We start from the raw sequence: 23,005 nt of genomic DNA, 5'->3' as shown, positions 1-23,005 counted from the left end.
GTCGAGCTCGAACTTCTTTTCAAAGCCACGCTCGCGATCGTCGAAGGTCGTCATGTGTTCCCCGGATAGGCGGTCGGTCGGCGTTGCATATCCTCTGATCCCGTCCCCCGCAACGTAAACGCACGAGCTGGCCATGCGGCGCTTGCGCCGTTTGCGCCGCAAAGCCCGTTCGGCTATTTTCCGGGCGCCTCATATGAGTGAGAGGGCCTTGAAGCTGGAGCCGCGCGCGTCGGGATCGAAACGCGCGCGTTTTTCGTTCTCCGGCAGCGGCCGAGCCCTCGCCCTGGGAGAAGGCGCATATGACCACCCGCCGCAAGAAGATCTACGAAGGCAAGGCCAAGATTCTGTACGAAGGGCCCGAGCCTGGAACACTCATCCAATACTTCAAGGACGACGCCACCGCCTTCAATGCACAGAAGAAGGCCATCCTGGAAGGCAAGGGCGTCATCAACAACCGCATCAGCGAATATGTGATGACCAAGCTGAACTCCATCGGGGTTCAGAACCACTTCATCCGCCGCCTGAACCTGCGCGAGCAACTGATCCGCGAGGTCGAGATCATCCCGCTGGAGGTGGTCTGCCGCAACGTCGCCGCCGGCAGCCTGTCGCAGCGCTTCGGCCTGCCCGAAGGCCAGGCCCTGCCGCGCTCGATCATCGAGTTCTACCTGAAGGACGACAAGCTCTCCGCCCCGATGGTGGCCGAGGAGCACATCACCGCCTTCAACTGGGCCGCGACCCAGGAGATCGACGACATGATGGCGCTCACCCTGCGGGTGAACGACTTCCTGACCGGCCTGTTCGCGGGCGTCGGAATCACGCTGGTCGACTTCAAGGTCGAGTTCGGCCGCATCTATGAAAACGACTTCTCGCGCGTGATCCTCGCCGACGAGATCAGCCCCGATTCGTGCCGCCTCTGGGACAGCCAGACGAACGAGAAGCTGGACAAGGACCGCTTCCGCCGCGACATGGGCGACGTCATCGAGGGCTACACCGAAGTCGCCCGCCGTCTGGGCATCATGAAAGAAATGCCCACCGTCATCCAAGGAGGCCTGCACTAGTGCGCGCGAAAGTTCATGTGTTCCTGAAGCCCGGCGTGCTGGACGTTCAGGGCAAGGCCGTCGAGAACGCGCTGCACGGCCTGGGCTGGCCGCAGGTCGACGGCGTGCGGGTCGGCAAGACCATCGAGTTCGACCTGAAGGACGCGGCCGACAAGGCCGCCGCCGAGGCCCAGGTCAAGGACATGTGCGAGAAGCTGCTCGCCAACACCGTCATCGAAAGCTACCGGGTCGAGGTGGCGTGAGGGCGGCCTTCGCCCTTTCCCTCCTCCTCCCGCTGACCGCGGCGGCCTGCGCGCCGGACCCCGAGCCCGCGCCCCCGCCGCGCCTGGCGCTCGACTGCTCGCTTCCCTACGAGGCGCTGTCGGCCAAGGTGCTGGCCTATCCCGGCCTCGTCCCCGCCCCGCAGGAGCGCGGCGAGCCCTATCGCTTCCACAATGTCGCCGGCGGCGGCGAGGCCTTCGTGCTGACCCAGCCCGGCGCGCCCGGCCACCCGGCGGTGTTCAAGCAGGAAGCCGTGCAGGAAAACGGCCGCAAGGTCATGAAGAACACCGGCTGCGCCTATGGCGACAAGGCCGGCTTCGATCAGGTCATGGCCTATCTGGAAAGCCTCGGCGCCCGCTGACCCGCGCCCGCTGCCCCAAGCATGAAAAATCCCCGGCCGCGAGATGCGGACCGGGGACGAGGATCGGCCGGGCCTGGCGGCCCGGCCTCAAGCTCTTGGATCAGAAGCGCTTGGTGAGCTGGATCCCGAAGGTCCGGGGCTCGTTGACGAAGGCGGTCAGGTTGTTGAAGTCGATCCCACCGATAACATTGGCTTCGTCGGTGATGTTGCGGACATAGACCGCCGCTTCCAGGCCCAGTTCCGGCGCGCGCCAGCCCGCGCGGGCCCCGCCTTCGAAGGAGGTGTCCTGCTTGAACTCTACCGACTCGTAGAGGAACAGGTTGAAGTTCTTCTGCAGCACCCAGTCGGTCGAGGCGAACAGCTCGGCCCCGTTGGCCAGGGTGTGCTCCCAGCTCAAGGTGATGTTGGCGGTGTATTCCGGCGCCTGCGGGAACGGGTTGCCGTTGATGTTCGCCCGGCGGGTCGCCCCGATGTTCACGATCGGATCGGTGACGGTGCAGGCCGCGCCGCAGAAGGCGACCAGCAGGTCCTTGTCCTTGATCTCGGTGTGGTTCCAGGCAAAGCCGCCGGCCAGGTTGAAGCCGCCGCCCAGATAGACGTCGCCGTCCAGTTCCAGGCCGTAGCCCTCGCCCTTGTCGGCGTTGATGAGCTGGTTGAAGTTGCCTTCGCCGCCGATGGCGGTGAACTGCGGGTCGGTGACTTCGTAGTAGTAGGCGGTGGCGTTCAGGCGCGCACGGCCTTCCCAGAGGCGGGCCTTGAAGCCGGCTTCATAGGACATCACCGTTTCCGAATTGGCCGTGGTCACGACGTTCGAGGTGGCGATCCGGCCCTGGATCGACGGGCCGCGATAGCCCTTGGCCACGCGGGCGAACAGGTTCCAATCGCTGTTCACGGTGTAGAGGGCGCTGACGTCCCAGCTCACCTGCTCGTCGCCGACCGTCTTGGTGACGTCCAGCGGGGCGCCCAGGGTGCGCTGGCCGCGGAAGTCGCGGGCGTCGTCGGTGTAGCGCAGGCCGGCCGTCAGCTTCAGGGCGTCGGTCACCTGGTAATTGCCCTGGCCGAACACCGACCAGGAGTCCGACTCCTGCACGATGTCGGTGACGATGGTCGGCGCCAGGCCGCCCACGCCGTTGAAGGTCGCCGAGATCAGGTTGAAGCGCTCTTCCCAGTAGAAGGCGCCGACCTGCCAGCCGAAGCGGCCGTCGCCGTTCGAGGCCAGGCGCAGCTCGTAGGTGTCCTGGGTCAGGTCGCTGTCCAGGGTGCCGGTCTCGGAGTTGAACGGCGTCTTGTAGGCGGCGCCGGCCGGGGCCGAGGCCACGCCGCCGTCGATGTCGCCGTCGCCCATGGAGGCGCCCCAGTAGCGGCCGACCACGCCGGTCAAGGTCGCCGGACCGAAGTCATAGGCCAGTTGCAGCGAGCCCGAGCGGGTTTCCTGCTTCTGGAAGTTGTTGCGGCCGCCGTCGTAATAGACGCGCTCGCGGTCGAAATTGGCGTTCAGCTTGTTGGAGCCGGTGGTCAGCACGTTGGCGCGGTTCATCGTGCCGGTGCCTTCGTAGTCGCGGGCCTGCAGGGTCAGCAGGGCCGAGAAGCGGTCGGTCGGCGCCCAGGCCACGTGCAGGCGGCCGGCCACGTCGTCGAAATTGCCCAGGTCCTTGCCGTTCCGGTCGACGAACGGCGCGTCGTACATGTTGTCGATCCAGTCGTCGCGGTGGTTCCACAGGCCGGCGACGCGCACCTGCAGGGTGTCGGTCAGCGGGATGGTCACGCCGGTCTCGGCGCGCACCGCGCCCAGATTGCCGACCGCGAGCGAGCCGAAGCCGCCGAACTCGGGGCCCGGCTTGACGGTGTCGATCTTGATGACGCCGGCCGGGGTATTGCGGCCGAACAGCGTGCCCTGCGGCCCGCGCAGCACTTCGAGCTGCTGGACGTCGAACAGCGGGAAGCCCTTCAGGAAGACGTTTTCCAGCACCACGTCGTCCAGCACCACCGAGACCGGCTGCGAGGCGTTGAAGTCGAAGTCCACATTGCCGAGGCCGCGGATGTAGAAGCGCGGCGCATAGCGGCCGTTCGAGCTTTCCACCTGCAGGCTGGGTACGCGGGCGGTCATGGACAGGATGTCCGCGCCGCCGGCGGCGACGTCGGCCATGGTCTCCTGGTTCACCGCGCTCACCGCGAACGGAACGTCGCGGATGTTCTCGCTGCGACGCTGGGCCGTGACGACGATATCCTCGACGGTGACGGCTTCGTCGGACGAAGCCGCCGCCTGGGCCAGGACGGGCGTGGAAACGAGAAGGGCCAGGCCGCTGACCGAGCAGGCGAGCGCGCCGAGACGACGAGTCATTGCTTGAATTATCCCCGAGTACCGAAAAGTGGCGTCGCCCTACGCCCCGGGGAGCCGGATCGCCAACGCATAATCACGTTCTCGTGTGAATTTTTCGCGACATGCGCCTTTTCTGCATAGGTCGGGCCGCGCCGTTGCCCGCGCCCGAAAATGATGGGATCAGACGCTTCGTGCCCGAACTCCTCGCCTCTCCCCGCCGCCGCCTGTTCCTCGGAACCGCGGCCGCCGTCCTGGCCAGCCCCGCCCTGGCGGGCCTGGCCTCTCCGGTCGTCCTGCGGGTGCTGGCCATGTCCGACCTGCATTCGGCCTATGAGCGGACCAGCCAGTTGCTCGCGGCCTTGGAGGCGGAGATCGCCAGCCAGAGCGTCCCGCACCTGATCGCGATCGACGGCGACATCTTCGAGCATGGCAATGTGGCGGCCGTCCGCTCCGGCGGGGCCATCGACTGGGCCTTCCTCGGCGAAGCCGCCAGGCTGGCCCCGACCGTGGTCAATCTCGGCAACCACGACAACGACATCACGCCCGACCTGGCCGAGGTCGTCGCCCGCCTGCGCGGCCTGGGCGTCACCGTGGTCAGCACCATCGCCGACAAGCGCTCGGGCCGGCCGTTCGCGCCGGCGTCCGCCGTCCTGCAACTGGGAAGCCGGCGCCTGACAGTCGTCGGCGTGGCGACCAACGCCCTGAACACCTATCCAGCGGCCAGCCGGCCGGACCTGGACATCCCCGTCCCCGGCGACTGGGCGCGAGCGCATCTGGTCCAGGCCCTGGCCGGCGCGGACCTGGCCCTGGTGATGAGCCATGCGGGCCTAGCCGCCGACCGGGAGATCCTGCCCCTGCTGCCGCGCCGCGTCCCGATGATCGGCGGGCACAACCACCTGCTGTTCCAGCACCGGCAGGGCGCGAATCTCTATGTCCACACCGGCTCGTGGAGCAACGCCTTCACGGTCCTGACCCTGCGCGCCGACGGCTCGGCCGAGGCGGTCTCGCGGCCGGTCGCACTGGACGGGCCCGCCTCGCCGCGCCTCTCGGCCCTGATCGCCGATACGCTGGGCAAGGCCCTGACCGGCGAGGAGCGCGCCATCCTCGGCGTCTCGCCCCGCGCCCTCTCGCTGGGCGACACCGGCCGCGCGGCGGCCGCGGCCATGGCCCGCGCGGCCGGCGCCGACGCCGGCTTCATCGGCCACACCACGCTCGGGACCGGCCTGCCCGCCGGCCCCGTATCGCGCCACGCCTTCGACGCCGTGGTGCGCTTCGAGGGCAAGCTGATGGCCGCCGAGGTCTCCCGCGACCGCCTGGCCCGGTTCCTCGCCCGCGCCAACCAGGACCGCCCCACCCCGTTCGACCAGCGTAGCGGCGACTTCGTCTACGGCGAACGGATCCGGCGCACCGGCGGGCGCGGCCCCGCCCGCATCGTCACCACCGACTGGTGCGCCGCCAACCAGGCCGAATATTTCGGCGTCTCCGACCTGGCCTTCACCGAAGTCCCCGACCTGCGGGTGAAGTCCGTCGCCGCCCAGGGCCTTCTGGCGCCCCTTGCGGCGCCATCGACCTAGGGACATTTGGAGCGAAGCCTGCTAGGAGCCGCGCCCATGAAAGCCGCCGTCATCGTCTTCCCCGGTTCCAACTGCGACCGCGACTGCAAGGTCGCCGTCGAACGCTCCACCGGCGCCAAGGTCGACATGGTCTGGCATGCCGAGACCGCCCTGCCGCAAGGGCTGGACCTGATCGTTTTGCCGGGCGGCTTTTCCTACGGCGATTATCTCCGCTGCGCGGCGATGGCCGCGCTGGCGCCGGTGATGACCGAGGTGCGCGCCGCCGCCGACCGGGGCGTCGCCGTCGTCGGCATCTGCAACGGCTTCCAGGTGCTGACCGAGTCGAAGATGCTGCCCGGCGCCCTGCTGCGCAACGAGAAGCTCAAATACGTCTGCAAGCCGGTGGCGCTGGAGGTCACCAACTCCCAGACCCGCTTCACCGCCGCCTATCAGGGCCGGCGCGAGGTCGAGATGACCGTCGGCAACGGCGAGGGCAACTATTTCGCCGACGAGGAGATCCTCGACCGGATCGAGGGCGAGGGTCAGGTGGTGTTTCGCTATCTCGACAATCCGAACGGCTCGTCGCGCAACATCGCCGGGGTCATCAACAAGCAGGGCAACGTGCTCGGCCTGATGCCGCACCCCGACCGCGCCTTCGAGGAAGAGCTCGGCTCGGCCGACGGCGCCCTGCTGTTCCAGAGCGTCCTGGCCAGCGCCTAATCGGCCTCGTCTTCCTTGCCGGTCTCGTCGCCGATCGCCTCGGTGACGAGCCGGCGCCAGATGGGATCGCTGTCGTCGACCAGGTCGACGTCCTCCAGCAAGGCCACCGCCCCGCCGCCGTCCGGCAGGATCAGGCCCAGGACCTCCATGACCTCGCCGTCCTCGGCCTCGTGGGCCTCGGCCTGCACGGCCACGGCCGCCACCTCGCCGTCGTCGTCCCACCAGATCACCGGCTGGGGCAGCTCCATCTCGATCGGCCGCCCGCCATGGGTGTCGCCCAGCGCGAAGATCGCCGCGCGCCGCTGCACGTCGTCCAGGGTGGCCGCCGCGCCGACGAAGGGCCGCAGCCGCATCCAGTCGTCGACGTCATAGCCGCCGCCGTCGAATCCCAGATCACCGTCGTTGTCGCTCATGGCCGCGCCCTCCTCAGCCCCACAGGTTTAGCGCGGCGCAACCTAATGGATCGTGGCCCTCACCGGCTCGTCGTCCCACATCCGCACCGGCAGCGGATAGCCGGCGTTCGACAGCGCTACGTTCAGCGTCCGCGCCAGCAGCACCGGCGTCTCGGGCGCCTTGACCAGCGGGCGCATCAGGTCGAAGGCTGCGCCCAGCGAGGCCCGCGCCACCCCGCAGGCCAGCACCACCCGCTGCTCGTCCTCCGAATAGCCGCTGCAGGCGACGCAGTGGATCCGCATGGCCCGCGTCGCCTCGCGCTCGATATGCTCCATCATGGCGGTGAACACGCTGGCCACCGGCTTGGAGGCCACATGGGTCAGGCCCGGACGGATCAGGCAGCGCGGCTCGTCCCCCGCCATCCTGGCCCTGGCCCAGGTGCGCAGGCCCGCCAGCACCAGTTGCTCGCCCAGCGACAGGCCCGGCGGCCCGATCCGCAGGGCCGAGGCGGCTTGGGGTCCGGGTCTCATGGGGCGCTCCATCAATAATTGCGAATGACTCGCAATAGCGATACGCCTCGGCAGGTCGCCCGTCAATCGAGCTTGCTTCCTCTGACCTTGCGTCATGCCCTATCCAGGGGCGAACGAGGGAGGCTGACATGCAGGCGGCAGGCGCGCAGACGAGATTGGGCGAGGGCGACCTCCTCGACGGCCAGGGCCGCCTGGCCGACCGGGGCTGGGCCGTCCGCGAGGTCCGCCGCTACGCCCGCGCCGCCATCGGCGTCGCCCCCGACGATCCGGCGATCAAGGAGTGGGACTACTACGCGATCCTCACCCCCGATTTCGGCCTGGCCCTGACCATCGCCGACAACGGCCACATGGGCTTCCTCGGCGCCTCGTGGATGGATTTCCAGGCGCGGACCTTCGTCAATGGCGGCGTCGCCCTGCCCGCTCCGCACGGCGCCATGGACCTGCCGCCCAGCGCCGACAGCGGCGACCTGGTCTTCGAGCACGACGGCTTCTCGCTGGCCTTCCGCCACCAGCCGGGCGGGCGGCGGCTGACGATCGATGCGCCGCGCTTCGACAAGGGCGGAGGCCTCGCCGGCGAGATCTGGCTCGACCAGCCGCCGATGGACCGCATGGTGATCGCCACGCCGTTCGCGGAAAACGACCAGGCCTTCTATTACAATCAGAAGATCAACTGCATGCCCGCGCGAGGCGCCGTCGCCTATGCCGGCGAGACCTACGACTTCGCGCCAGGCAACGCCTTCGCCGTGCTGGACTGGGGCCGCGGGGTCTGGACCTTCGACAACACCTGGTACTGGGGCTCGGCCTCGGGCCTGGTGGAGGGCAAGCCCTTCGGCTTCAACATCGGCTACGGCTTCGGCGACACCTCGGCGGCCAGCGAGAACATGCTCTTCTTCGACGGCCGGGCGCACAAGCTGGACGCGGTGACCTTCCACCTGCCGACCGGCGCCCACGACAGCGGCCCCTGGCGCTTCACCTCGTCGGACGGCCGGTTCGAAATGACCTTCGAGCCGATCGTCGACCGTCACGCCCGGTTCGCCCACGGCCCGATCAGCAGCCTGCAGCACCAGGTCTTCGGGCGTTTCTCGGGCGCGGCTATGCTGGACGACGGGACCGTGCTGCAGGTCCGCGACCTGATCGGCTTCGCCGAAGAAGTCGAGAACCACTGGTGAGCGGTCAGACCTGCTGCTGCTTCAGCGGCAGCAGGGCGACCAGGCTGATCGCCGCGGCCGCCGCCAGATAGACGCCGACCGCCGGCAGGCCGCCGCCGTTGGTGGCCAGGGCCTGGGCGACCACCGGGGTCAGGCCGCCGCCGATGATGCCCCCGACGTTGAAGCTCATCGAGGCGCCGGTATAGCGCACCCGCGCCGGGAAAAGGCCGGGCAGGAACGCCCCCAGCGGCCCATAGACGAAGCCCATGGTCAGCAGCGCCAGCGACAGGAAGCCCCAGTTTCCCAGCAGCGATCCGGAGCCCATCATCGGCGCCATCAGCGCGCCTACCGCCACGGCCATGAAGCAGCCGGCCATCAGCACGCGCCGCGGGTTGCTGGCGTCCGACCAGTAGCCGGCCAGCACGATGCCCAGGGCCATGAAGCCGATCGCGCCCAGTTGCACGCCCAGGAAGGTCTCGCGGCTGTGTCCCAGCGTCGTCGTGCCGTAGCCCAGGGCGAAGGCGGTGGAGATATAGAAGACCGCGAAACAGGCCACCACCGCGAAGGTGCCGGCCAGGGTTGGCAGCAGGTGGCGCTTGAAGAGCTCGGCCAGCGGCACGTCCGACGGCTTCTCGTGCTCCAGCGCCTTGGCGAAGGCCGGGGTCTCGGTGATCCGCAGCCGCACCCACAGCCCGACCCCGACCAGAAGGATGCTGCCCACGAACGGAATGCGCCAGCCCCAGGCCTGGAACTGCTCGGGCGTCAGCAGCACGCCCAGGATCAGGAAGAGGCCGTTGGCGGCGATGAAGCCGACCGGCGCGCCCAGTTGCGGGAACATGCCATAGCGCGCGCGCCAGCCCGGCGGAGCGTTCTCCACCGCCAGCAAGGCCGCCCCGCCCCATTCGCCGCCGAGGCCGAAGCCCTGGCCGAAGCGCAGCACGCACAGCAGGGCCGGCGCCAGCCAGCCGGCCTGGTGATAGGTGGGCAGGAAGGCGATGGCGACGGTCGATCCGCCCATCAGCAGCAGCGAGGCCACCAGGGTCGACTTGCGTCCGATGCGGTCGCCGAAATGGCCGAAGACAATGGCGCCCAACGGCCGTGCGAAGAACGCCACCGCCATGGTGGCGTAGGACGACAGGAGCTGCATGGCCGGCGAGGCGGCGGGGAAGAACAGCGGCCCGAACACCAGCGAGGCGGCCGTGGCGTAGATATAGAAATCGTAGAATTCCACTGCGGTCCCGACCAGGCTCGCCGTCAGGATCCGCCGCGCCGAGGGCGCTTCAACACTGTTCGCCATTCACATCCCCACCTTTTTGGTCGGCTTCGCGCTTGAACGGCGCAAGGTCAAGCGGCATCAAGCGTCACCGTGATTCGCGTCTTCAAATAAGAACCGCCTTTTTAAGGGAAGAAACGCATGACCATCGGTCTGCGGGCGCTGTCGATCCTGGTGGTCGACGACAACCAACAGATGCGCACGATCATCGGGACGGTGCTGGCCGCCGCCGGCGTCGGCCGCATCTATTACGCCGCCGACGGCCGGGCCGGCCTTGAGTCGCTGGCGCGCTACGAGATCGACGTCGTCTACGCCGATTACGAGATGCCGACCATGAACGGCCTGGACTTCATCGCCCGGGTCCGCGCCCAGGGCGGAGCGGCGCGCCTGACCCCGATCATCATGCTGACCGGCCATTCGGACCTGCTGCGCCTCAGCGCCGCGCGCGACCGGGGCGTCAACGAGTTCCTCGCCAAGCCGGTCACCGCCCGCAACATCCTGTTGCGGCTGGAGGCGGTGATCATGCACCCGCGCCCCTATATCCAGGCGCCGGACTTCTTCGGCCCCGACCGCCGCCGCCGGCAGTCGCCGGACTATCACGGCCCGCGTCGCCGCGCCTCGGACGAGGACGTGCTGGAGCTTTAGGACCACCGGCGACGCGTCCTTGATTTGCCCGCGGGCCTGGGCCACTTGGACGCCCATGACCCTGCGCATCGATCCCTTCTACGCCATTTCGGTCAGCGGCCTGGCCCATCGCCTCAAGAGCGAGGGCCGCTCGGTGATCCACATGGAGTTCGGCCAGCCTTCCACCGGCGCGCCGAAGGCGGCGATCGAAGCGGCGCATAGGGTGCTCGACACCGACCCGATGGGCTATTGGGAAAGCGCTCCGCTGAAGGCGCGCATCGCCCGGCACTATCAGGAAAAGTACGGCGTCACCGTCGCCCCCAGCCAGCTCACCCTGACCTGCGGCGCGTCTCCGGCCCTGGTGCTGGCCCTGTCCTCGGCCTTCTCGCCCGGCGACCGCGTGGCCCTGGCCCGCCCAGGCTACGTCGCCTATCGCAACACGCTGAGGGCCCTGCACATCGAGCCGGTCGAGTTGGCCTGCGGGGCGGACGAGCGCTTCCAGCTCTCGGCCGCGCGCATCGCCGCCCTCGATCCGCCGCCGGCCGGCGTCATCATCGCCAGCCCGGCCAACCCCACCGGCACCATCATCCCCAAGGACGAGCTGGAGGCCATCGCCAAGGTCTGCCGCGAGCGCGGGATCAAGATCGTCTCCGACGAGATCTATCACGGCCTGTCCTATGTCGAACCGGCGCACTCGATCCTGGAGTTCGAGCCGGACGCCTTCGTGGTCAACTCGTTCTCGAAGTATTTCAGCATGGCCGGCTGGCGGCTCGGCTGGCTGCTGTCGCCGCCGCATCATGTGAAGGCGGCCATCGCCTATATGGGCGCCCTCTTCCTGACCCCGCCCTCGCTGGCCCAGCATGCGGCCCTGGCGGCCATGGACGCGCACGAGGAGCTGGAAGGCCACATCGAGGTCTATCGCGCCAACCGCGCCCTGCTGCTGGAGGCGCTGCCGCGGCTCGGCCTCTCGGCCATCGCCCCGCCGGACGGCGCCTTCTACATCTATGCCGACGTCGGCCACCTGACCGACGACAGCCTGGCCTTCTGCCAGCGCCTGCTGCAGGACACCGGCGTCGCCACCGCGCCCGGCGTCGATTTCGACCCGGTCGAGGGCAAGCACTTCATCCGCATGTCCTTCGCCGTCTCCACGCCCGAGGTGAAGGAAGCCCTCTCACGCCTCGAGCCCTGGTTCGCCGCCCAGCCCCGCCGCGGCTGAAAACGTCCTTTCCGGGCCTCGCGCTCAGCAGCCCAAGCCCACGTCCGCGCGTTTTGATCTTCGTCAAGGCGTTCGCACGGCACGGGCGCATCCTGCCGTCGTTGAAACCCAGGAGGTTCCCGATGGCGCTTCCGAAACCCCCTTCGCCGATGCGGCGTCGGCTCCTGGGCTCGCGGCGCGCTCCCTCCAGCTCGCCGCATGGGGCCGCGCCGCCGCCGCATCGCTTTTCGCCAGGACGAGCGGCGGCCGGCGCGGCCCTCGCCGCCATAGGCGCGATTTCGCTCACCGCCCAGATCGCCCTGCTCAACTGCTCGGCGGCCGCCTGCGAGGCGGCGATCATCGACATCGGCCTGGCGCTGGGCGCGATGATCTCGGCGGTCTCGCAACTGGCCCTGCTCGCCGGGCTCTGGCTGCTCTGGAGTTCGCGCTCGGGCGCGCCCTGACCGCCTCTTCCCCTGGCCAAGCTTGCCGCTCGCCCTGGCCGGGCATAGGCTGGCCAGATTAATTTACGCCATAAAGGGAAGCGACGATGAGCGCGGCGGTGGAAACGACCCCAAGATCGGAAGAAGTCCTCTATGAGGTGAGCGAGGGGATCGCCACCCTCACCCTCAACCGGCCCGAACGCCTGAACACGATTTCCGGGCCGATGCTGAACCTGCTGGCCCGCCTGCTGGTCAAGGCCAACGAGGACCCCGCCGTCCGCGTGGTGGTGCTGACCGGGACCGGCCGCGCTTTCTGCGCCGGGCTCGACCTGGTGGACGCGACCCAGGGCTCGGGCATCGGCTCGGACAAGCAGCAGCAGGCGGTGTCGGTGAACCTCGACCTGCGCAACACCCCGCCGACCGTGCTGTTCGCCATGGACAAGCCGACCATCTGCGCCCTCAACGGCTCGGCCGCCGGCTACGGCATGGACACCGCCATGGGCTGCGACATCCGCATCGCCGGCGAAAGCGCCAAGATGGCCGCCGCCTTCGTCAAGCGCGGCGTGGTGCCCGAAAGCGGCGGCACCTGGATTCTGCCGCGCCTGCTGGGCTGGGCCAAGGCCGCCGAACTGATCTTCACCGGCCGCACGCTGTCGGCGCGCGAAAGCCTGGAACTGGGCCTGGTCAATCACGTCGTCCCCGACGCCGAACTGGCCGCCAAGACCCGCGAGATCGCCCTGGAGATGGCGCGCAACGCTCCGCTGGCGGTGCAGTCCGCCAAACGCCTGATGCGGATGGGCCTGTCGGAGTCGTTCAACGACCACGTCCACCACGTCTATCTGCAGTTCCTGCAGCTCATCCGCACGCAGGACTTCAAGGAAGGCATGACCTCCTTCCTGGAAAAGCGCCCGCCGGACTTCCAGGGGCGCTGAGGTCGCTTCAGGCCCTAGAGCATTTTCCGCCGAAGCGGACACCGGTTCGGCGTAGAAAATGCTCTAAATTCAAAGAGTCTTGAGCATGATCCGATTCTATCGAAACGGATCATGCTCTGGCTTGGAAGCCGACCGTTCCATCGTCGTCGGCGGCCAGGGTCTGAACGAGCTGGACGGTGGCCGCCGGCGGCCCGCCGCGACAGGCGTCCACCATCCGCTCCACCTCGATCTCTCCGCCGATGGCCAGCAGTTCGACCGAGCCGTCCGGGCAGTTGCGCACCCAGCCGTCGACGCCCAGCTCGCGCGCGCGGCGCTCGGCCCAGTAACGGTAGCCGACGCCCTGCACGATTCCGGTGATGCGAAGTCTGACCGCCCGACGCTCCATGCCGGAGAAATGCGCCCGCGCGGTGAAGGTTCAACTGCGCGGCGATCATTCCGAAGATTCTTCGCCGGGTCGTCCGGTGGGCCGCCGGCAGCTTTCCTTGACCCTGCGTCACCCCATTAGGCTGGAGGTTCGGAATCGGAGGGAAAGCGTAGATATGCTCAAGATCGCAGCAGGAGGCGCCGCGCTCGGCCTCGCCCTGGCCGTCGCCGGTTGCGGCACGACGGCGTCGGAAAAGCCGGTCGCCAAGGCCGAGCCGGTCAAGGAGATCGCTCCGGGCTATCTCGCCGGCTACCTGGCCATGGGAACCGCGCCCAGCAGCCTGGCCATCGTCCCCCCGCCGCCCGCTCCCGGCTCTGCGGCGCTCGCCCGCGACGAAGAGGCCGCCAAGGCCGCGGTCGCCCAGCATGGCTCGCCCCGCTGGGACCTGGCCGTCAAGGACGCCGAGCTGAAGTTCCCCAAGGCGGCCGAGACCTTCTCCTGCGCCCTGGGGGTCGAGGTCAGCGAACAGACCACGCCCCGGCTCTATGTGCTGCTGCGCCGCACCCTGGTCGACAACGGCCTGTCGACCTATCCGACCAAGACCCTCTACCAGCGCGCGCGCCCCTTCACCCAGAACGGCGCGCCGATCTGCACCCCGGCCGAGGAGGCCGAACTGCGCAAGGACGGCTCCTATCCCTCCGGCCACACCGCGATCGGCTGGGGCTGGGCGCTGATCCTGGCCCAGGCGGCGCCGGACAAGGCAGAGGCCATCCTGGCCCGCGGCCGCGCCTTCGGCCAGAGCCGCGTCGTCTGCAACGTCCACTGGCTCAGCGACACCGACGAAGGCAGGATGATGGGCGCGGCCACCGTCGCCAAGCTGCAGAGCAATCCCGACTTCCAGGCCGACCTGGCCGCCGCCGCGGCCGAGATCGTCGCCGCGCGGGCGGCGGGCAAGGCCCCGACCCGCGACTGCGCGGCTGAGGCTGCTGCCCTGAAGAGCTGACGCGGCGCGTTCAGCGGCGCTTGCGCTCCGGCCTGGCCGACGGCGCAGGCGTCGCGGGGGCGGCCGCCTCGGCGGCCTTGGCGGGGGGCTTGGGCGGCGCCGGCGGCGGCAGGCTGAAATGCATGCGGTCGGCCGGGCGGAAGTCGACGCTGCGCAGGGTTCTCACCACCGGCGTCTCCAGGCCGCCGCCGCTGGTGACGAACCGGAACGGGACCTGCACCGGCCCGACCTTCCGATAGTCCTCGACCTCGGTCGTGCGCTCGGGACCGGCGGCGCCGGCCTCGACGATGCGCCCCAGCAGGCCCGTTCGGCGGTCGAACCACAGCTCGCGCGGGCGCCCGCCGGCCGGCTGCATGCGCAGCACGTCGAAGCTGCGCCCGCCATGCTGGCGCACCCCGAGGTGGCTGCCGCGCAGGTCGAAGCGTCCCGGATAATAATATCCATAGGCCCCGAAGAAGGCGTCCGAGCGCACGTTCGCGGCGTGCTCGCCGCGTTCGGACCCGGTAGCCACGCCGCCGGCCAGCAGCCGCCATTCGGCCGCGCCGTTATAGCCCTGCACCAGCTTTGCGCCGTCCGCCCCGGACGTCTCGCGCCGCAGGCCGTAGCGCAGCGGATCCAGCCATCGCTCGAAGGCGACCCCGGCCTCTTCGCCGATCTCGTGCAACCCGCGCAGCATGTTCCAGTTCGCCGCGCCGCCCGAGGCGGCCCTGGCCCGGTCGAGCACCTGCTGGGCGGCGGGGGAATTCTGGGCCGCGGCGGTCCCGCCCAGGCCGAAGACAGCCGCGGCGACCACCGCCGCAAGCACATGGCGCATCGGCGAAATCCACATCAGGCGGGAACTAGGCCGCCAAGGTTGTCGAGAATGGGGCGGCGCGCCGGTGACTCGCCACGCCCTCAACTGACCAGATTTCCCGCCGCCGATCATCAGGTTTCGTCCGGGCGCGCCCTTCCCCCTCCCCCTCACCGCAGAGTCCCGCTATATGCCCGGCCATGAGCGCCCAGCCTGCCAAGAGCCTTCGCGAGACCGCGGCCGAGTACGGCCTGAAGTCGGAAGAATACGACGTCATCCTGCAACGCCTGAACCGCGAGCCCAACGAGGTCGAGCTGGGCGTGTTCTCGGTGATGTGGTCCGAGCACTGCTCGTACAAGTCCAGCAAGAAGCACCTGGGCAAGTTCCCCACCAGCGGCCCGAAGGTGATCTGCGGCCCCGGCGAGAACGCAGGCGTGATCGACATCGGCGACGGCCAGGCCTGCATCTTCAAGATGGAGAGCCACAACCACCCGTCCTATATCGAGCCCTATCAGGGCGCGGCGACCGGCGTCGGCGGCATCATGCGCGACGTCTTCACCATGGGCGCGCGGCCGGTGGCGCTGCTGAACGCCCTGCGCTTCGGCGATCCCAGCCATCCCAAGACCCGGCGGCTGGTCTCCGGCGTCGTCTCCGGCATCGGCGGCTATGGCAACTGCGTGGGCGTGCCCACCGTGGCGGGCGAGACCAACTTCCACCGCGGCTATGACGGCAACATCCTGGTCAACGCCATGTGCGTGGGCCTGGCCGACGCCGACAAGATCTTCTACTCCGCCGCCCCGGCGCCAGGCCTGCCGGTCGTCTATTTCGGCTCCAAGACCGGCCGCGACGGCATCCATGGCGCGACCATGGCCTCGGCCGAGTTCGACGACGCCTCGGAGGAAAAGCGCCCGACCGTCCAGGTCGGCGACCCCTTCGCCGAGAAGCTGCTGATCGAGGCCACCCTGGAGCTGATGGCCTCGGGCGCCGTCGCGGCCATCCAGGACATGGGCGCGGCCGGCCTCACCTCCTCCTCGGTCGAGATGGCCGGCAAGGGCGGGGTCGGGATCGAGCTCAACCTCGACGACGTGCCCCAGCGCGAAGAGGGCATGAGCGCCTACGAGATGATGCTGTCGGAGAGCCAGGAGCGGATGCTGGCCATCCTCAAGCCCGGCCGCGAGGCGGACGGCCGCCGCATCTTCGAGAAATGGGGCCTGGACGCCGCCACCATCGGCATGACGACCGACACCGGCCATCTCGTCCTCAAGCACAAGGGCGAGGTGGTCTGCGACGTGCCGCTGGCCCCGCTGTTCGACGACGCCCCGCTCTATGACCGCCCCTGGGTCGCGCCTGCGGCCCAGCCGCGCCTGTCGCCCGCCGAGGTCGCCGCCCCCGCCGACTATGCGGACGCCGTGGTCAAGCTGATGAGCAGCCCCGACATGGCCTCCAAGCGCTGGCTGTGGGAGCAGTACGACCGCCACGTCATGGCCGACACCCTGGAAGACAGCGCCACCGGCGCCGACTCCGGCATCGTGCGCGTCCACGGCGCGAAGAAGGCCCTGGCCGTCACCTCCGACTGCACCCCGCGCTACGTCCAGGCCGATCCCTTCGAGGGCGGCAAGCAGGTCGTGGCCGAGGCCTGGCGTAATCTCACCGCCGTCGGCGCCGAGCCGATCGCCATCACCGACAACCTGAACTTCGGCAATCCCGAGCGGCCCGAGATCATGGGCCAGATCGTCCGCGCCATCGAGGGCATGGCCCAGGCCTGCGTCGACCTCGACTTCCCGGTCGTGAGCGGCAATGTCAGCCTCTACAACGAGACCAACGGGGCGGCGATCCCGCCCACCCCGACCGTCGGCGCCGTCGGCCTGATCGCCGACTACGCCCGCCGCGCGGACTTCGCCGGCATGAAGGACGGCCAGGCCCTGGTGCTGATCGGCTCGACTCGCGGCGAACTGGGCGCTTCGATGTACCTGCGCGAAGTGCTGGGCCGCGAGGACGGCGCGCCGCCGCCGGTGGATCTGACGCTGGAACGCAAGGTCGGCGACTTCGTGCGCAACCTGATTCTTTCCGGACAAGTCACTGTTTGCCATGACCTTTCCGACGGTGGCCTCATCGCCGCCGCCGCCGAGATGGCCCTGGCCTCGAACACCGGCTGCTCCCTCGCCCTGGGCCAGGCCGAAGCCCCCCACGCCGTCCTGTTCGGCGAGGACCAGGCCCGCTATCTGGTCGCCGTCAAGGACGCCGCCCCGATCCTGGAAGCCGCCAGGGCGGCCGGGGTCGAGGCCGTGGAGATCGGCAAGGCCGGCGGCGCGGACCTGGCCGTCGACGGGCTCTTCGCCCTGCCGCTGGCCAAGCTGCGCGCCGAACACGAGGGCTGGATGCCGGCCTATATGGAGGGTTAGAGCGCGTTAGGGCGAAGTGTAAGCGGTTCACCCGCCCGAACGCGCTCTACAGGCTTGATTTAGAGCCCTTTTCAACGGGTTTGGTGATTCCACCAAACCCTAAAGGGCTCTAGGCGCTCGCCTTTCGGAGCAGTTCCAGGACTGCGGCCGCGAACGCTTCCATGTTCGCGGCGCGGTCGGCCGATCCGGTCTCGATCGTCGTCACGAACTCCACCGGCCCCGACACCGCCACGCAGGTATGGCCGGCCGCATCGCCATAGGGATTGCCGGTGGGCCCTGCAGCGCCCGTCTCCGACACGCCCCAGGTCGCCCCGAACCGCTCCCTGACCGTCCGCGCCAGCAAGAGGGCGTAAGGCTCGCTGGCCGAGCGCATGCCTTCCAGCGCCGCCTTCGGGATCTCCATCAGCATCACCCGCGCCTTGGGCGTGTAGACCACCCCGCCGCCCAGATAATAGGCCGAGGCGCCGGGCACGCTCAGCAGGGCCGCGCTGACCAGCCCGCCGGACGAGCTTTCGGCCACCGCCACGGTCTGTTTCGCCGCCTTCAACTGCTCGCCGATCTCGGTGGCCTGCGCCATCAGGGCTCGCATCCTACGTCTCCTCGTCCAGTTGATAGACGGTTCGCGCCACGTCGCGGAACAACAGCGCCTTTTCCTCTGCGCTGGCGCCGGAGGCCAGGCGCTTCAGCGCGTTCCATAGGGTGGCGTAGTCGCAACTGACCCGATCGACCGGGAAATTGCTCTCGAACATCGCCCGCCGCGGCCCGAACAGCTCGATGCAGGTCTCGACATAGGGCCGCCAGGCCTGCGCCAGCTCCGCCGACGACGGCGGGGTCGCACGCTTGTGGAAGTCGAAGCCGCAGATCGCCATGCCCAGCCCGCCCAGCTTGACCACGACATTCTCGTGCGCCGCCACTTCCGTCATGTCGCGCTTCCAGCGGGCGAACTCCTCGTCGCGGCGACCGGCGTAGGGGCCGATGCCCAGCACCCCGCCGACATGGTCCAGCACGATGGTCGTCTCGGGAAAGGCGCCCGCCAGGTCGGCCACCTCGGGCAATTGCGGATGGAACTGCCAGGCCTCGAAGGAGAGCCCCTTGGGCGCCAGCCGGGCGAAGCCGCGCCGGAAGTCCTCTCGCCCATAGAGGCCCTGCGGGGGGTTGGTATGGCCGTTGCGCACCGCATCGCTGGGGTCCCAGGCTCCCGTGTGCCGGATGCCGCGGAACCGCCCGCCGCCTGCGCGGATGTGCCCCTCCAGCGCCTGGTCCACATCGGGGTGGGTCAGGTCGGCGAACCCGACGATCCCGGCGCAGGCCCGCACCGCGCCATAGCGGCCGCTGGCCGACATCGCCGCCACGCCGTTGACGAACTCGGTCTCGCCCACCGGCGACATCAGCCGGCTCATATCAGCGCTGTACATGGCTCCGCACTCGACGAAGACCGTGCTCTCCACCCTATGCCCGGCCCCCAGGTCGGCCAGCAGCTCGTCCAGCAGGTAGCGCCCGTTCGGAAAGTCCCAGAGGTGATGGTGCGGATCGCAAATCGGCAGGTCCGGTTCGATGATCTCCTCGGTCACGTGCTCGCGCCTCCCGTTCGTTTTTCTTGGCTTCCGTACGTCAGCACGCCCATGATGCCCGCCAATTAGAACGACCGCCATTTCTTCGGGAGGAATTTTATGGACGCCCAGTCTCAGTGGACCGGCCTCGACGCCGCTCGCCTGGAGCGGATCGACGAGCATATGGAGCGGGCCTATATCGGACCGCAGAAGATCGCCGGGGCCCAGATCGCCGTCGCCCGGCGCGGTCAGCTCGCCTATCGCAAGTCGTTCGGCTCGATGGACGTCGAGCGCGGCAAGCCGATGGCCGACGACGCCATCTTCCGCATCTATTCGATGACCAAGCCGATCACCTCGGTCGCGCTGATGACCCTCTATGAAAAGGGCTATTTCCAGCTCAACGACCCCATCAGCCGCTACGTCCCGTCCTGGAAGAATCCCCGCGTCTACGTCTCGGGCGAAGACGACTCCATGGTCACAGAGCCGGCGCGCCGCCCGGTCTCGTTCCGCGACGTCCTGGGCCACATGTCCGGCCTCACCTATGGCGGCGGCCTGCCGGGCGTGGGCGTCCAGCACCCGGTCGACAAGCTCTACCGCGCCCTCAAGGTCCGCACCGCCGGCGGGGAGGACAGCATGCAGAGCTTCCTCGACAAGCTCGGCCAGGTGCCGCTGGTCTACCATCCGGGCGAGCGCTGGATGTACTCCCTGGCCACAGACGTCTGCGGCGCCCTGGTCGAGGTGATCTCCGGCAAGCCCTTCGACCATTACCTGCAGGACGAGATCTTCGCCCCGTTGGGCATGAAGGACACCGCCTTCTCGGTCGCGCCGGAGAAGATCGACCGCTTCTGCGCCAACTACCAGCGCGGGCCCGACAAGAAGCTCAAGCTCATCGACGACCCGGCGACCAGCGCCTTCTCCCGGCCCGCCAGCTTCATGTCCGGCGGCGGCGGCCTGACCGGCACCACCGACGACTATCTGCGCTTCTGCGAGATGCTGCGCCGGGGCGGCGAGCTGGACGGCCATCGCATCCTGGGGCCGCGCACCCTGGCGATGATGCACATGAACCACCTGCCCGGCGGCCAGGACCTCTCGACCACCGCCCTGGGCAGCTTCTCGGAAACCGCCAACGACGGCGTCGGCTTCGGCCTCGGCTTCGCCTCCACCATGGGCGAGGTGGAGACCGGCGCGCTGGGCGCCGGCGACTACTATTGGGGTGGCGCAGCCTCGACCATCTTCTGGGTCGACCCGAAGGAGGAGCTGTCGGTCGTGTTCATGACCCAGCTCATGCCGTCCGGCACCTTCAATTTCCGCGGCCAGCTCAAGAGCCTCATCTACTCGGCCATCGTCGACTGAAGCCGCCAGGGAACGTCGCGCCGGCATGCGCGACGTTCCCGCCCAGCGCCGCTCCAGCGCTTTGACCCCTTGCGCCGGCAAACCGCCTGCTCAATCCAGCGGTTGTTAAGCTTTCTGACGCAGAAAGATTCGTTAAGCGGAGCCGCCCCCATGCCCATGTCCATGGCCGATCTGGAAACCAGCCTGCGCGAGGCTTTCCCCGACGCCGAAATCGCCATCGACGATCTGGCCGGCGACGGCGACCACTACCGCGCCCGCATCGTCTCTGCGGCCTTCGTCGGGCTTCCGCGCGTCAAGCAGCACCAACTGGTCTACAGCGCCCTGAAGGGCAAGGTCGGCGGAGAACTGCACGCCCTGGCGCTCGAAACCTCCACCCCGTCCTGAAGGGGGTTTCCGGTGCGCTATCGCCCCTTCGGCGCGTCGGGAAAGGCCGTTTCGGCGGTCAGCCTGCTTTTGCGGGACGCCCCCAATATGAGTTCGCCCGCAGCCTGGCGCGCCCTGGCGTTCGCGGCGATGGAGAACGGCGTCAACTGCTTCGAGGTGACCTCCGGGTCCGACGTGCTGGCGCTCGGGGTCGGCGAAGCGCTCGGCGCGGTCGAACGGCGGCTGATCTTCCTGGGCTGGCGCCTGCGCGGAACGGCGACCGGCTCGATCACCGCCCGCGACATCGCCGACAATATCCGCAACGGCCTCCAGAAGACCCGCGCCCGCTATCTCGACCTGCTGATGGTCGACGAGACAGCGCTGAGCAGCTTGACGCCGGACGCGATCAAGTACCTCTCCGACCTGCGCGCCAGCGGCGCATGCCTGCAGATCGGGATCGCCGGCGACGGGCCGGACGTCGAGCGCTGTATCGGAGGCGGAACCTTCGACGTCCTGGCCACCTCCTTCAACCTCCTGTCCGACTGGCAGGCCCGGCGCCGCATCCGCGACGCCTCGGCCGCCGACATGACGCTGATCTGCTGCAACCCGATCCCCTCGGGCCTGCATCCCAAGCCGGTGGTGCGCAGCGACGGAGAGCGGCCGATGCGCCGCGGCCTGCTCGGCCTACGCCGCATCGATCCGCTGTCCAGCAGCGTCGGCTCCTACGCCTTTCTCCAGGATACTCCGGGCTGGACCCAGGAGGAACTCTGCCTGGCCTATACGCTCACCGAGCCGTCCTTCGCGACGATCCAGCTCGAGGCGCGCCGCGCCAGCAGCATCGAACGGATCGCCGCGGTCACCGATCGCGACCTGCCCACCGGCGTCGCCGCCCAGATCGAGATGGCCCGGTTCGGCCAGATCGCAGCCGAGCGACGCGCCTGACGCGGCGTGAGGCGCTTGACCCCGCGCCCCCGGCTCCCTAGCTCTGGACGGCAAATCCTCGCGCGAAGGCCATCGCCATGACTGACTCCACGACCGCCGACCCCGTCCACGACTTCATCGCCAAGACCGTGGCCGAAAACCCCGTGGTGCTGTTCATGAAAGGCGAGCCCGAACAGCCGCGCTGCGGCTTCTCGGCCGTGGTGGTCCAGATCCTCGACCATCTGGGATCGGACTTCGTCGGCGTCGACGTGCTGCAGAACGACGCCCTGCGCGAGGGGATCAAGGCGTTCGCCGACTGGCCGACCATCCCGCAACTCTATGTGAAGGGCGAGTTCGTCGGCGGCGCCGACATCGTCCGCGAGATGTTCCAATCGGGCGAACTCAAGTCGTTCCTGACCGAACAGGGCGTCCTGTCGGCGTGAGCCGGCCGATCGAGCCGCCGCCCGGCCGCCAGGTCTTCACAGGTCAGTTCACTCCCGCCGCGTCGGATATCGACGACAACGGCCATGTGAACAATGTCGTCTATGTCCGCTGGATTCAGGACATGGCGATCTCGCACTGGCGTTCGCGCCAGCCGGCCGAAGACCAGGCGCGCTGGGCCTGGATCGTGTTGCGTCACGAAATCGACTATCGCCGCGCCCTGATGCCGGGCGAGACCGCCACGGCGCGCACCTGGGTCGCCGAAACCCCGGACGGCCCGCGTTTCGACCGCTTCGTCCGCATCGACGGCCCGGACGGCGCCATGTGCGCCCAGGCACGCACGGTCTGGTGCCTGATCGACCAGGCGAGCGGCCGCCCCAAGCGGGTCAGCCAGAACATCGTCGACCGCTTTCTCTGAACCTTGCTACGCGCCCGGCCCCGTCCAGGCGGCGAGCGGATTGAGCAGGAACACCGGCCGCCGCGGGTCAAGGCCGAGTTCGGCCCAGGTGAAGCTGAGCTCGGTCTTCCCCATAGCGAAGGAACGGCAAGGGTCCAGGCGCTTGCGCGCAAAGGACAGCGTCGCGGCCTCTCCTGCACGCTCGACATAGAAGGCGAAGTCAGGCTTGGCGGTGCAGCCGTTCGAGGCGACCTCGATCACCAGGGCCTCGCGCCCCGCCCTCGCCGCATAGAGCCTCTCCAGTTCGGGATGGGCGGCCTGCGCCGGGTGGAGGACCGGCGCGCCGCTCGCGGCGCAACCGGCCAGCAGGCCAAGGCCTGCGATCATCAGCCATCGACGGTTCATCGCCGCACCTCGCCACAGAACCGCGCAAAGCAAAAGGCCCCGGATCGCTCCGGGGCCTTCGCACACAGACTGGTCTTCGGCGCCGGTTAGGACGCGTAGAATTCGATAACCAGGTTCGGCTCCATCTTCACCGGGTACGGGACCTCGGAGAATTCCGGAACGCGGATGAACTTGGCCGACATGCCCTTGGGATCGACTTCGATAT

General features: G+C 68.8%; 26 protein-coding genes and 1 pseudogene. 17 read left to right on the top strand and 10 right to left on the bottom strand.

Annotated features, from left to right (window positions below; all coding sequences use genetic code 11):
* Window positions 1-299: 299 nt before the first annotated feature.
* Genes purC through ACE3TL_RS10955 form a run of 3 tightly spaced genes read left to right on the top strand, consistent with a single transcriptional unit; the run spans window position 300 to window position 1,680 of the window.
* Window positions 300-1,058 (top strand): phosphoribosylaminoimidazolesuccinocarboxamide synthase, encoded by a 759-nt coding sequence (purC, locus tag ACE3TL_RS10965; RefSeq protein WP_374533542.1) that lies wholly within the window; start codon window positions 300-302, stop codon window positions 1,056-1,058.
* Window positions 1,058-1,300 carry a phosphoribosylformylglycinamidine synthase subunit PurS gene (gene purS / locus ACE3TL_RS10960; protein ID WP_374533541.1) on the top strand — a complete coding sequence of 81 codons (243 nt, stop codon included), beginning with the start codon at window positions 1,058-1,060 and terminating at the stop codon, window positions 1,298-1,300. The genes purC and purS overlap by 1 nt, the downstream gene beginning before the upstream one ends.
* Window positions 1,297-1,680, top strand: a complete 384-nt coding sequence (locus tag ACE3TL_RS10955) for a hypothetical protein (protein WP_374578726.1) — start codon at window positions 1,297-1,299, stop codon at window positions 1,678-1,680. The genes purS and ACE3TL_RS10955 overlap by 4 nt, the downstream gene beginning before the upstream one ends.
* Window positions 1,681-1,780: 100 nt before the next feature.
* Here the strand turns inward: ACE3TL_RS10955 and ACE3TL_RS10950 are convergent, their stop codons facing one another.
* The gene (locus ACE3TL_RS10950) at window positions 1,781-4,021 is read right to left on the bottom strand and encodes a TonB-dependent receptor (RefSeq protein ID WP_374578725.1); all 2,241 of its coding nucleotides are present in this window, start codon (window positions 4,019-4,021) and stop codon (window positions 1,781-1,783) included.
* 170 nt (window positions 4,022-4,191) lie between these two features.
* On the opposite strand from ACE3TL_RS10950, the gene ACE3TL_RS10945 reads away from it, so the two are divergent.
* Both ACE3TL_RS10945 and purQ read left to right on the top strand, forming a co-directional pair.
* On the top strand, window positions 4,192-5,574 hold the full coding sequence (locus tag ACE3TL_RS10945; RefSeq protein WP_374578724.1) for a metallophosphoesterase: 1,383 nt from the start codon (window positions 4,192-4,194) through the stop codon (window positions 5,572-5,574).
* A gap of 36 nt (window positions 5,575-5,610) precedes the next feature.
* Window positions 5,611-6,273: a phosphoribosylformylglycinamidine synthase subunit PurQ gene (gene purQ / locus ACE3TL_RS10940; RefSeq protein ID WP_374578723.1), complete on the top strand. Its 663-nt coding sequence runs from the start codon at window positions 5,611-5,613 to the stop codon at window positions 6,271-6,273.
* On the opposite strand, the gene ACE3TL_RS10935 is transcribed toward purQ, so the two are convergent.
* Together ACE3TL_RS10935 and ACE3TL_RS10930 are read right to left on the bottom strand one after the other, a co-directional pair.
* On the bottom strand, window positions 6,270-6,686 hold the full coding sequence (locus ACE3TL_RS10935; protein ID WP_374578722.1) for a hypothetical protein: 417 nt from the start codon (window positions 6,684-6,686) through the stop codon (window positions 6,270-6,272). The two genes, purQ and ACE3TL_RS10935, sit on opposite strands and share 4 nt — an antisense overlap.
* A 42-nt stretch (window positions 6,687-6,728) precedes the next feature.
* A complete protein-coding gene (locus ACE3TL_RS10930) occupies window positions 6,729-7,196 on the bottom strand; it encodes a hypothetical protein (protein WP_374578721.1) in 468 nt (155 codons plus the stop codon).
* Between the two features lie 128 nt (window positions 7,197-7,324).
* Here ACE3TL_RS10930 and ACE3TL_RS10925 point away from each other — a divergent pair, with 128 nt between their 5' ends.
* Window positions 7,325-8,365 (top strand): DUF2804 domain-containing protein, encoded by a 1,041-nt coding sequence (locus ACE3TL_RS10925; protein WP_374578720.1) that lies wholly within the window; start codon window positions 7,325-7,327, stop codon window positions 8,363-8,365.
* Between the two features lie 4 nt (window positions 8,366-8,369).
* On the opposite strand, the gene ACE3TL_RS10920 is transcribed toward ACE3TL_RS10925, so the two are convergent.
* The gene (locus ACE3TL_RS10920; protein ID WP_374578719.1) at window positions 8,370-9,641 is read right to left on the bottom strand and encodes an MFS transporter; all 1,272 of its coding nucleotides are present in this window, start codon (window positions 9,639-9,641) and stop codon (window positions 8,370-8,372) included.
* A gap of 117 nt (window positions 9,642-9,758) precedes the next feature.
* Between ACE3TL_RS10920 and ACE3TL_RS10915 the strand changes: the two genes are divergently transcribed.
* From ACE3TL_RS10915 to ACE3TL_RS10900, 4 genes are all read left to right on the top strand, one after another.
* A complete protein-coding gene (locus ACE3TL_RS10915) occupies window positions 9,759-10,262 on the top strand; it encodes a response regulator (RefSeq protein WP_374578718.1) in 504 nt (167 codons plus the stop codon).
* Window positions 10,263-10,317: 55 nt separating this feature from the next.
* Window positions 10,318-11,457, top strand: a complete 1,140-nt coding sequence (locus tag ACE3TL_RS10910) for a pyridoxal phosphate-dependent aminotransferase (protein WP_374578717.1) — start codon at window positions 10,318-10,320, stop codon at window positions 11,455-11,457.
* 122 nt (window positions 11,458-11,579) lie between these two features.
* Window positions 11,580-11,900, top strand: coding sequence for a hypothetical protein (locus tag ACE3TL_RS10905; RefSeq protein WP_374578716.1), 321 nt, complete (start codon window positions 11,580-11,582; stop codon window positions 11,898-11,900).
* An 86-nt stretch (window positions 11,901-11,986) separates the two neighbouring features.
* Window positions 11,987-12,811 (top strand): enoyl-CoA hydratase/isomerase family protein, encoded by an 825-nt coding sequence (locus tag ACE3TL_RS10900; RefSeq protein ID WP_374578715.1) that lies wholly within the window; start codon window positions 11,987-11,989, stop codon window positions 12,809-12,811.
* A gap of 109 nt (window positions 12,812-12,920) precedes the next feature.
* Here ACE3TL_RS10900 and ACE3TL_RS10895 read toward each other — a convergent pair whose 3' ends face one another.
* The gene (locus ACE3TL_RS10895; RefSeq protein ID WP_374535274.1) at window positions 12,921-13,196 is read right to left on the bottom strand and encodes an acylphosphatase; all 276 of its coding nucleotides are present in this window, start codon (window positions 13,194-13,196) and stop codon (window positions 12,921-12,923) included.
* Window positions 13,197-13,350: 154 nt separating this feature from the next.
* On the opposite strand from ACE3TL_RS10895, the gene ACE3TL_RS10890 reads away from it, so the two are divergent.
* Window positions 13,351-14,178 (top strand): phosphatase PAP2 family protein, encoded by an 828-nt coding sequence (locus tag ACE3TL_RS10890; protein ID WP_374578714.1) that lies wholly within the window; start codon window positions 13,351-13,353, stop codon window positions 14,176-14,178.
* A gap of 10 nt (window positions 14,179-14,188) precedes the next feature.
* Here ACE3TL_RS10890 and ACE3TL_RS10885 read toward each other — a convergent pair whose 3' ends face one another.
* Window positions 14,189-14,992 (bottom strand): hypothetical protein, encoded by an 804-nt coding sequence (locus ACE3TL_RS10885; protein WP_374578713.1) that lies wholly within the window; start codon window positions 14,990-14,992, stop codon window positions 14,189-14,191.
* A gap of 176 nt (window positions 14,993-15,168) precedes the next feature.
* On the opposite strand from ACE3TL_RS10885, the gene purL reads away from it, so the two are divergent.
* The gene (gene purL, locus ACE3TL_RS10880) at window positions 15,169-17,370 is read left to right on the top strand and encodes a phosphoribosylformylglycinamidine synthase subunit PurL (RefSeq protein WP_374578712.1); all 2,202 of its coding nucleotides are present in this window, start codon (window positions 15,169-15,171) and stop codon (window positions 17,368-17,370) included.
* 109 nt (window positions 17,371-17,479) lie between these two features.
* Here the strand turns inward: purL and ACE3TL_RS10875 are convergent, their stop codons facing one another.
* Together ACE3TL_RS10875 and ACE3TL_RS10870 are read right to left on the bottom strand one after the other, a co-directional pair.
* Entirely contained in the window at window positions 17,480-17,959 is a 480-nt protein-coding gene (locus tag ACE3TL_RS10875) for a CinA family protein (protein ID WP_374578711.1), read from the bottom strand.
* A gap of 1 nt (window position 17,960) precedes the next feature.
* Window positions 17,961-18,941 (bottom strand): amidohydrolase, encoded by a 981-nt coding sequence (locus ACE3TL_RS10870; protein WP_374578710.1) that lies wholly within the window; start codon window positions 18,939-18,941, stop codon window positions 17,961-17,963.
* Window positions 18,942-19,040: 99 nt separating this feature from the next.
* On the opposite strand from ACE3TL_RS10870, the gene ACE3TL_RS10865 reads away from it, so the two are divergent.
* From ACE3TL_RS10865 to ACE3TL_RS10845, 5 genes are all read left to right on the top strand, one after another.
* Complete coding sequence (locus tag ACE3TL_RS10865; protein ID WP_374578709.1) at window positions 19,041-20,273, top strand: serine hydrolase domain-containing protein; 1,233 nt, start codon at window positions 19,041-19,043, stop codon at window positions 20,271-20,273.
* Window positions 20,274-20,423: 150 nt separating this feature from the next.
* Window positions 20,424-20,657 carry a BolA family protein gene (locus tag ACE3TL_RS10860; RefSeq protein WP_374578708.1) on the top strand — a complete coding sequence of 78 codons (234 nt, stop codon included), beginning with the start codon at window positions 20,424-20,426 and terminating at the stop codon, window positions 20,655-20,657.
* 87 nt (window positions 20,658-20,744) lie between these two features.
* Window positions 20,745-21,578 carry an aldo/keto reductase gene (locus ACE3TL_RS10855; RefSeq protein WP_374578707.1) on the top strand — a complete coding sequence of 278 codons (834 nt, stop codon included), beginning with the start codon at window positions 20,745-20,747 and terminating at the stop codon, window positions 21,576-21,578.
* Between the two features lie 77 nt (window positions 21,579-21,655).
* Complete coding sequence (grxD, locus tag ACE3TL_RS10850; RefSeq protein ID WP_374578706.1) at window positions 21,656-22,000, top strand: Grx4 family monothiol glutaredoxin; 345 nt, start codon at window positions 21,656-21,658, stop codon at window positions 21,998-22,000.
* Window positions 21,997-22,416: an acyl-CoA thioesterase gene (locus ACE3TL_RS10845; RefSeq protein WP_374578705.1), complete on the top strand. Its 420-nt coding sequence runs from the start codon at window positions 21,997-21,999 to the stop codon at window positions 22,414-22,416. Before grxD ends, ACE3TL_RS10845 begins: the two co-directional genes overlap by 4 nt.
* 6 nt (window positions 22,417-22,422) lie before the next feature.
* Here the strand turns inward: ACE3TL_RS10845 and ACE3TL_RS10840 are convergent, their stop codons facing one another.
* Complete coding sequence (locus ACE3TL_RS10840) at window positions 22,423-22,800, bottom strand: hypothetical protein (protein WP_374578704.1); 378 nt, start codon at window positions 22,798-22,800, stop codon at window positions 22,423-22,425.
* Between the two features lie 86 nt (window positions 22,801-22,886).
* Window positions 22,887-23,005 (bottom strand): annotated as a pseudogene (locus ACE3TL_RS10835) (30S ribosomal protein S4); the annotation flags it as partial.

It is taken from the genome of Phenylobacterium sp. (genome assembly GCF_041920015.1).
In the GTDB taxonomy this organism is placed as follows: domain Bacteria; phylum Pseudomonadota; class Alphaproteobacteria; order Caulobacterales; family Caulobacteraceae; genus Phenylobacterium.
The sequence above is the reverse complement of the archived record's forward strand: the minus strand, read 5'-3'. Positions and strand labels throughout refer to the sequence as shown.

What these genes read in the sequence shown, in the direction of transcription:
- purC (WP_374533542.1), top strand. Translation starts at nt 300, where the DNA reads ATGACCACCCGCCGCAAGAAGATCTACGAAGGCAAGGCCAAGATTCTG.
- ACE3TL_RS10950 (WP_374578725.1), bottom strand. Translation starts at nt 4,021, where the DNA reads ATGACTCGTCGTCTCGGCGCGCTCGCCTGCTCGGTCAGCGGCCTGGCC.
- purQ (WP_374578723.1), top strand. Translation starts at nt 5,611, where the DNA reads ATGAAAGCCGCCGTCATCGTCTTCCCCGGTTCCAACTGCGACCGCGAC.
- ACE3TL_RS10935 (WP_374578722.1), bottom strand. Translation starts at nt 6,686, where the DNA reads ATGAGCGACAACGACGGTGATCTGGGATTCGACGGCGGCGGCTATGAC.
- ACE3TL_RS10930 (WP_374578721.1), bottom strand. Translation starts at nt 7,196, where the DNA reads ATGAGACCCGGACCCCAAGCCGCCTCGGCCCTGCGGATCGGGCCGCCG.
- ACE3TL_RS10925 (WP_374578720.1), top strand. Translation starts at nt 7,325, where the DNA reads ATGCAGGCGGCAGGCGCGCAGACGAGATTGGGCGAGGGCGACCTCCTC.
- ACE3TL_RS10920 (WP_374578719.1), bottom strand. Translation starts at nt 9,641, where the DNA reads ATGGCGAACAGTGTTGAAGCGCCCTCGGCGCGGCGGATCCTGACGGCG.
- ACE3TL_RS10915 (WP_374578718.1), top strand. Translation starts at nt 9,759, where the DNA reads ATGACCATCGGTCTGCGGGCGCTGTCGATCCTGGTGGTCGACGACAAC.
- ACE3TL_RS10910 (WP_374578717.1), top strand. Translation starts at nt 10,318, where the DNA reads ATGACCCTGCGCATCGATCCCTTCTACGCCATTTCGGTCAGCGGCCTG.
- ACE3TL_RS10905 (WP_374578716.1), top strand. Translation starts at nt 11,580, where the DNA reads ATGGCGCTTCCGAAACCCCCTTCGCCGATGCGGCGTCGGCTCCTGGGC.
- ACE3TL_RS10900 (WP_374578715.1), top strand. Translation starts at nt 11,987, where the DNA reads ATGAGCGCGGCGGTGGAAACGACCCCAAGATCGGAAGAAGTCCTCTAT.
- ACE3TL_RS10895 (WP_374535274.1), bottom strand. Translation starts at nt 13,196, where the DNA reads ATGGAGCGTCGGGCGGTCAGACTTCGCATCACCGGAATCGTGCAGGGC.
- ACE3TL_RS10890 (WP_374578714.1), top strand. Translation starts at nt 13,351, where the DNA reads ATGCTCAAGATCGCAGCAGGAGGCGCCGCGCTCGGCCTCGCCCTGGCC.
- ACE3TL_RS10885 (WP_374578713.1), bottom strand. Translation starts at nt 14,992, where the DNA reads ATGCGCCATGTGCTTGCGGCGGTGGTCGCCGCGGCTGTCTTCGGCCTG.
- purL (WP_374578712.1), top strand. Translation starts at nt 15,169, where the DNA reads ATGAGCGCCCAGCCTGCCAAGAGCCTTCGCGAGACCGCGGCCGAGTAC.
- ACE3TL_RS10875 (WP_374578711.1), bottom strand. Translation starts at nt 17,959, where the DNA reads ATGCGAGCCCTGATGGCGCAGGCCACCGAGATCGGCGAGCAGTTGAAG.
- ACE3TL_RS10865 (WP_374578709.1), top strand. Translation starts at nt 19,041, where the DNA reads ATGGACGCCCAGTCTCAGTGGACCGGCCTCGACGCCGCTCGCCTGGAG.
- ACE3TL_RS10860 (WP_374578708.1), top strand. Translation starts at nt 20,424, where the DNA reads ATGCCCATGTCCATGGCCGATCTGGAAACCAGCCTGCGCGAGGCTTTC.
- ACE3TL_RS10855 (WP_374578707.1), top strand. Translation starts at nt 20,745, where the DNA reads ATGAGTTCGCCCGCAGCCTGGCGCGCCCTGGCGTTCGCGGCGATGGAG.
- grxD (WP_374578706.1), top strand. Translation starts at nt 21,656, where the DNA reads ATGACTGACTCCACGACCGCCGACCCCGTCCACGACTTCATCGCCAAG.
- ACE3TL_RS10840 (WP_374578704.1), bottom strand. Translation starts at nt 22,800, where the DNA reads ATGAACCGTCGATGGCTGATGATCGCAGGCCTTGGCCTGCTGGCCGGT.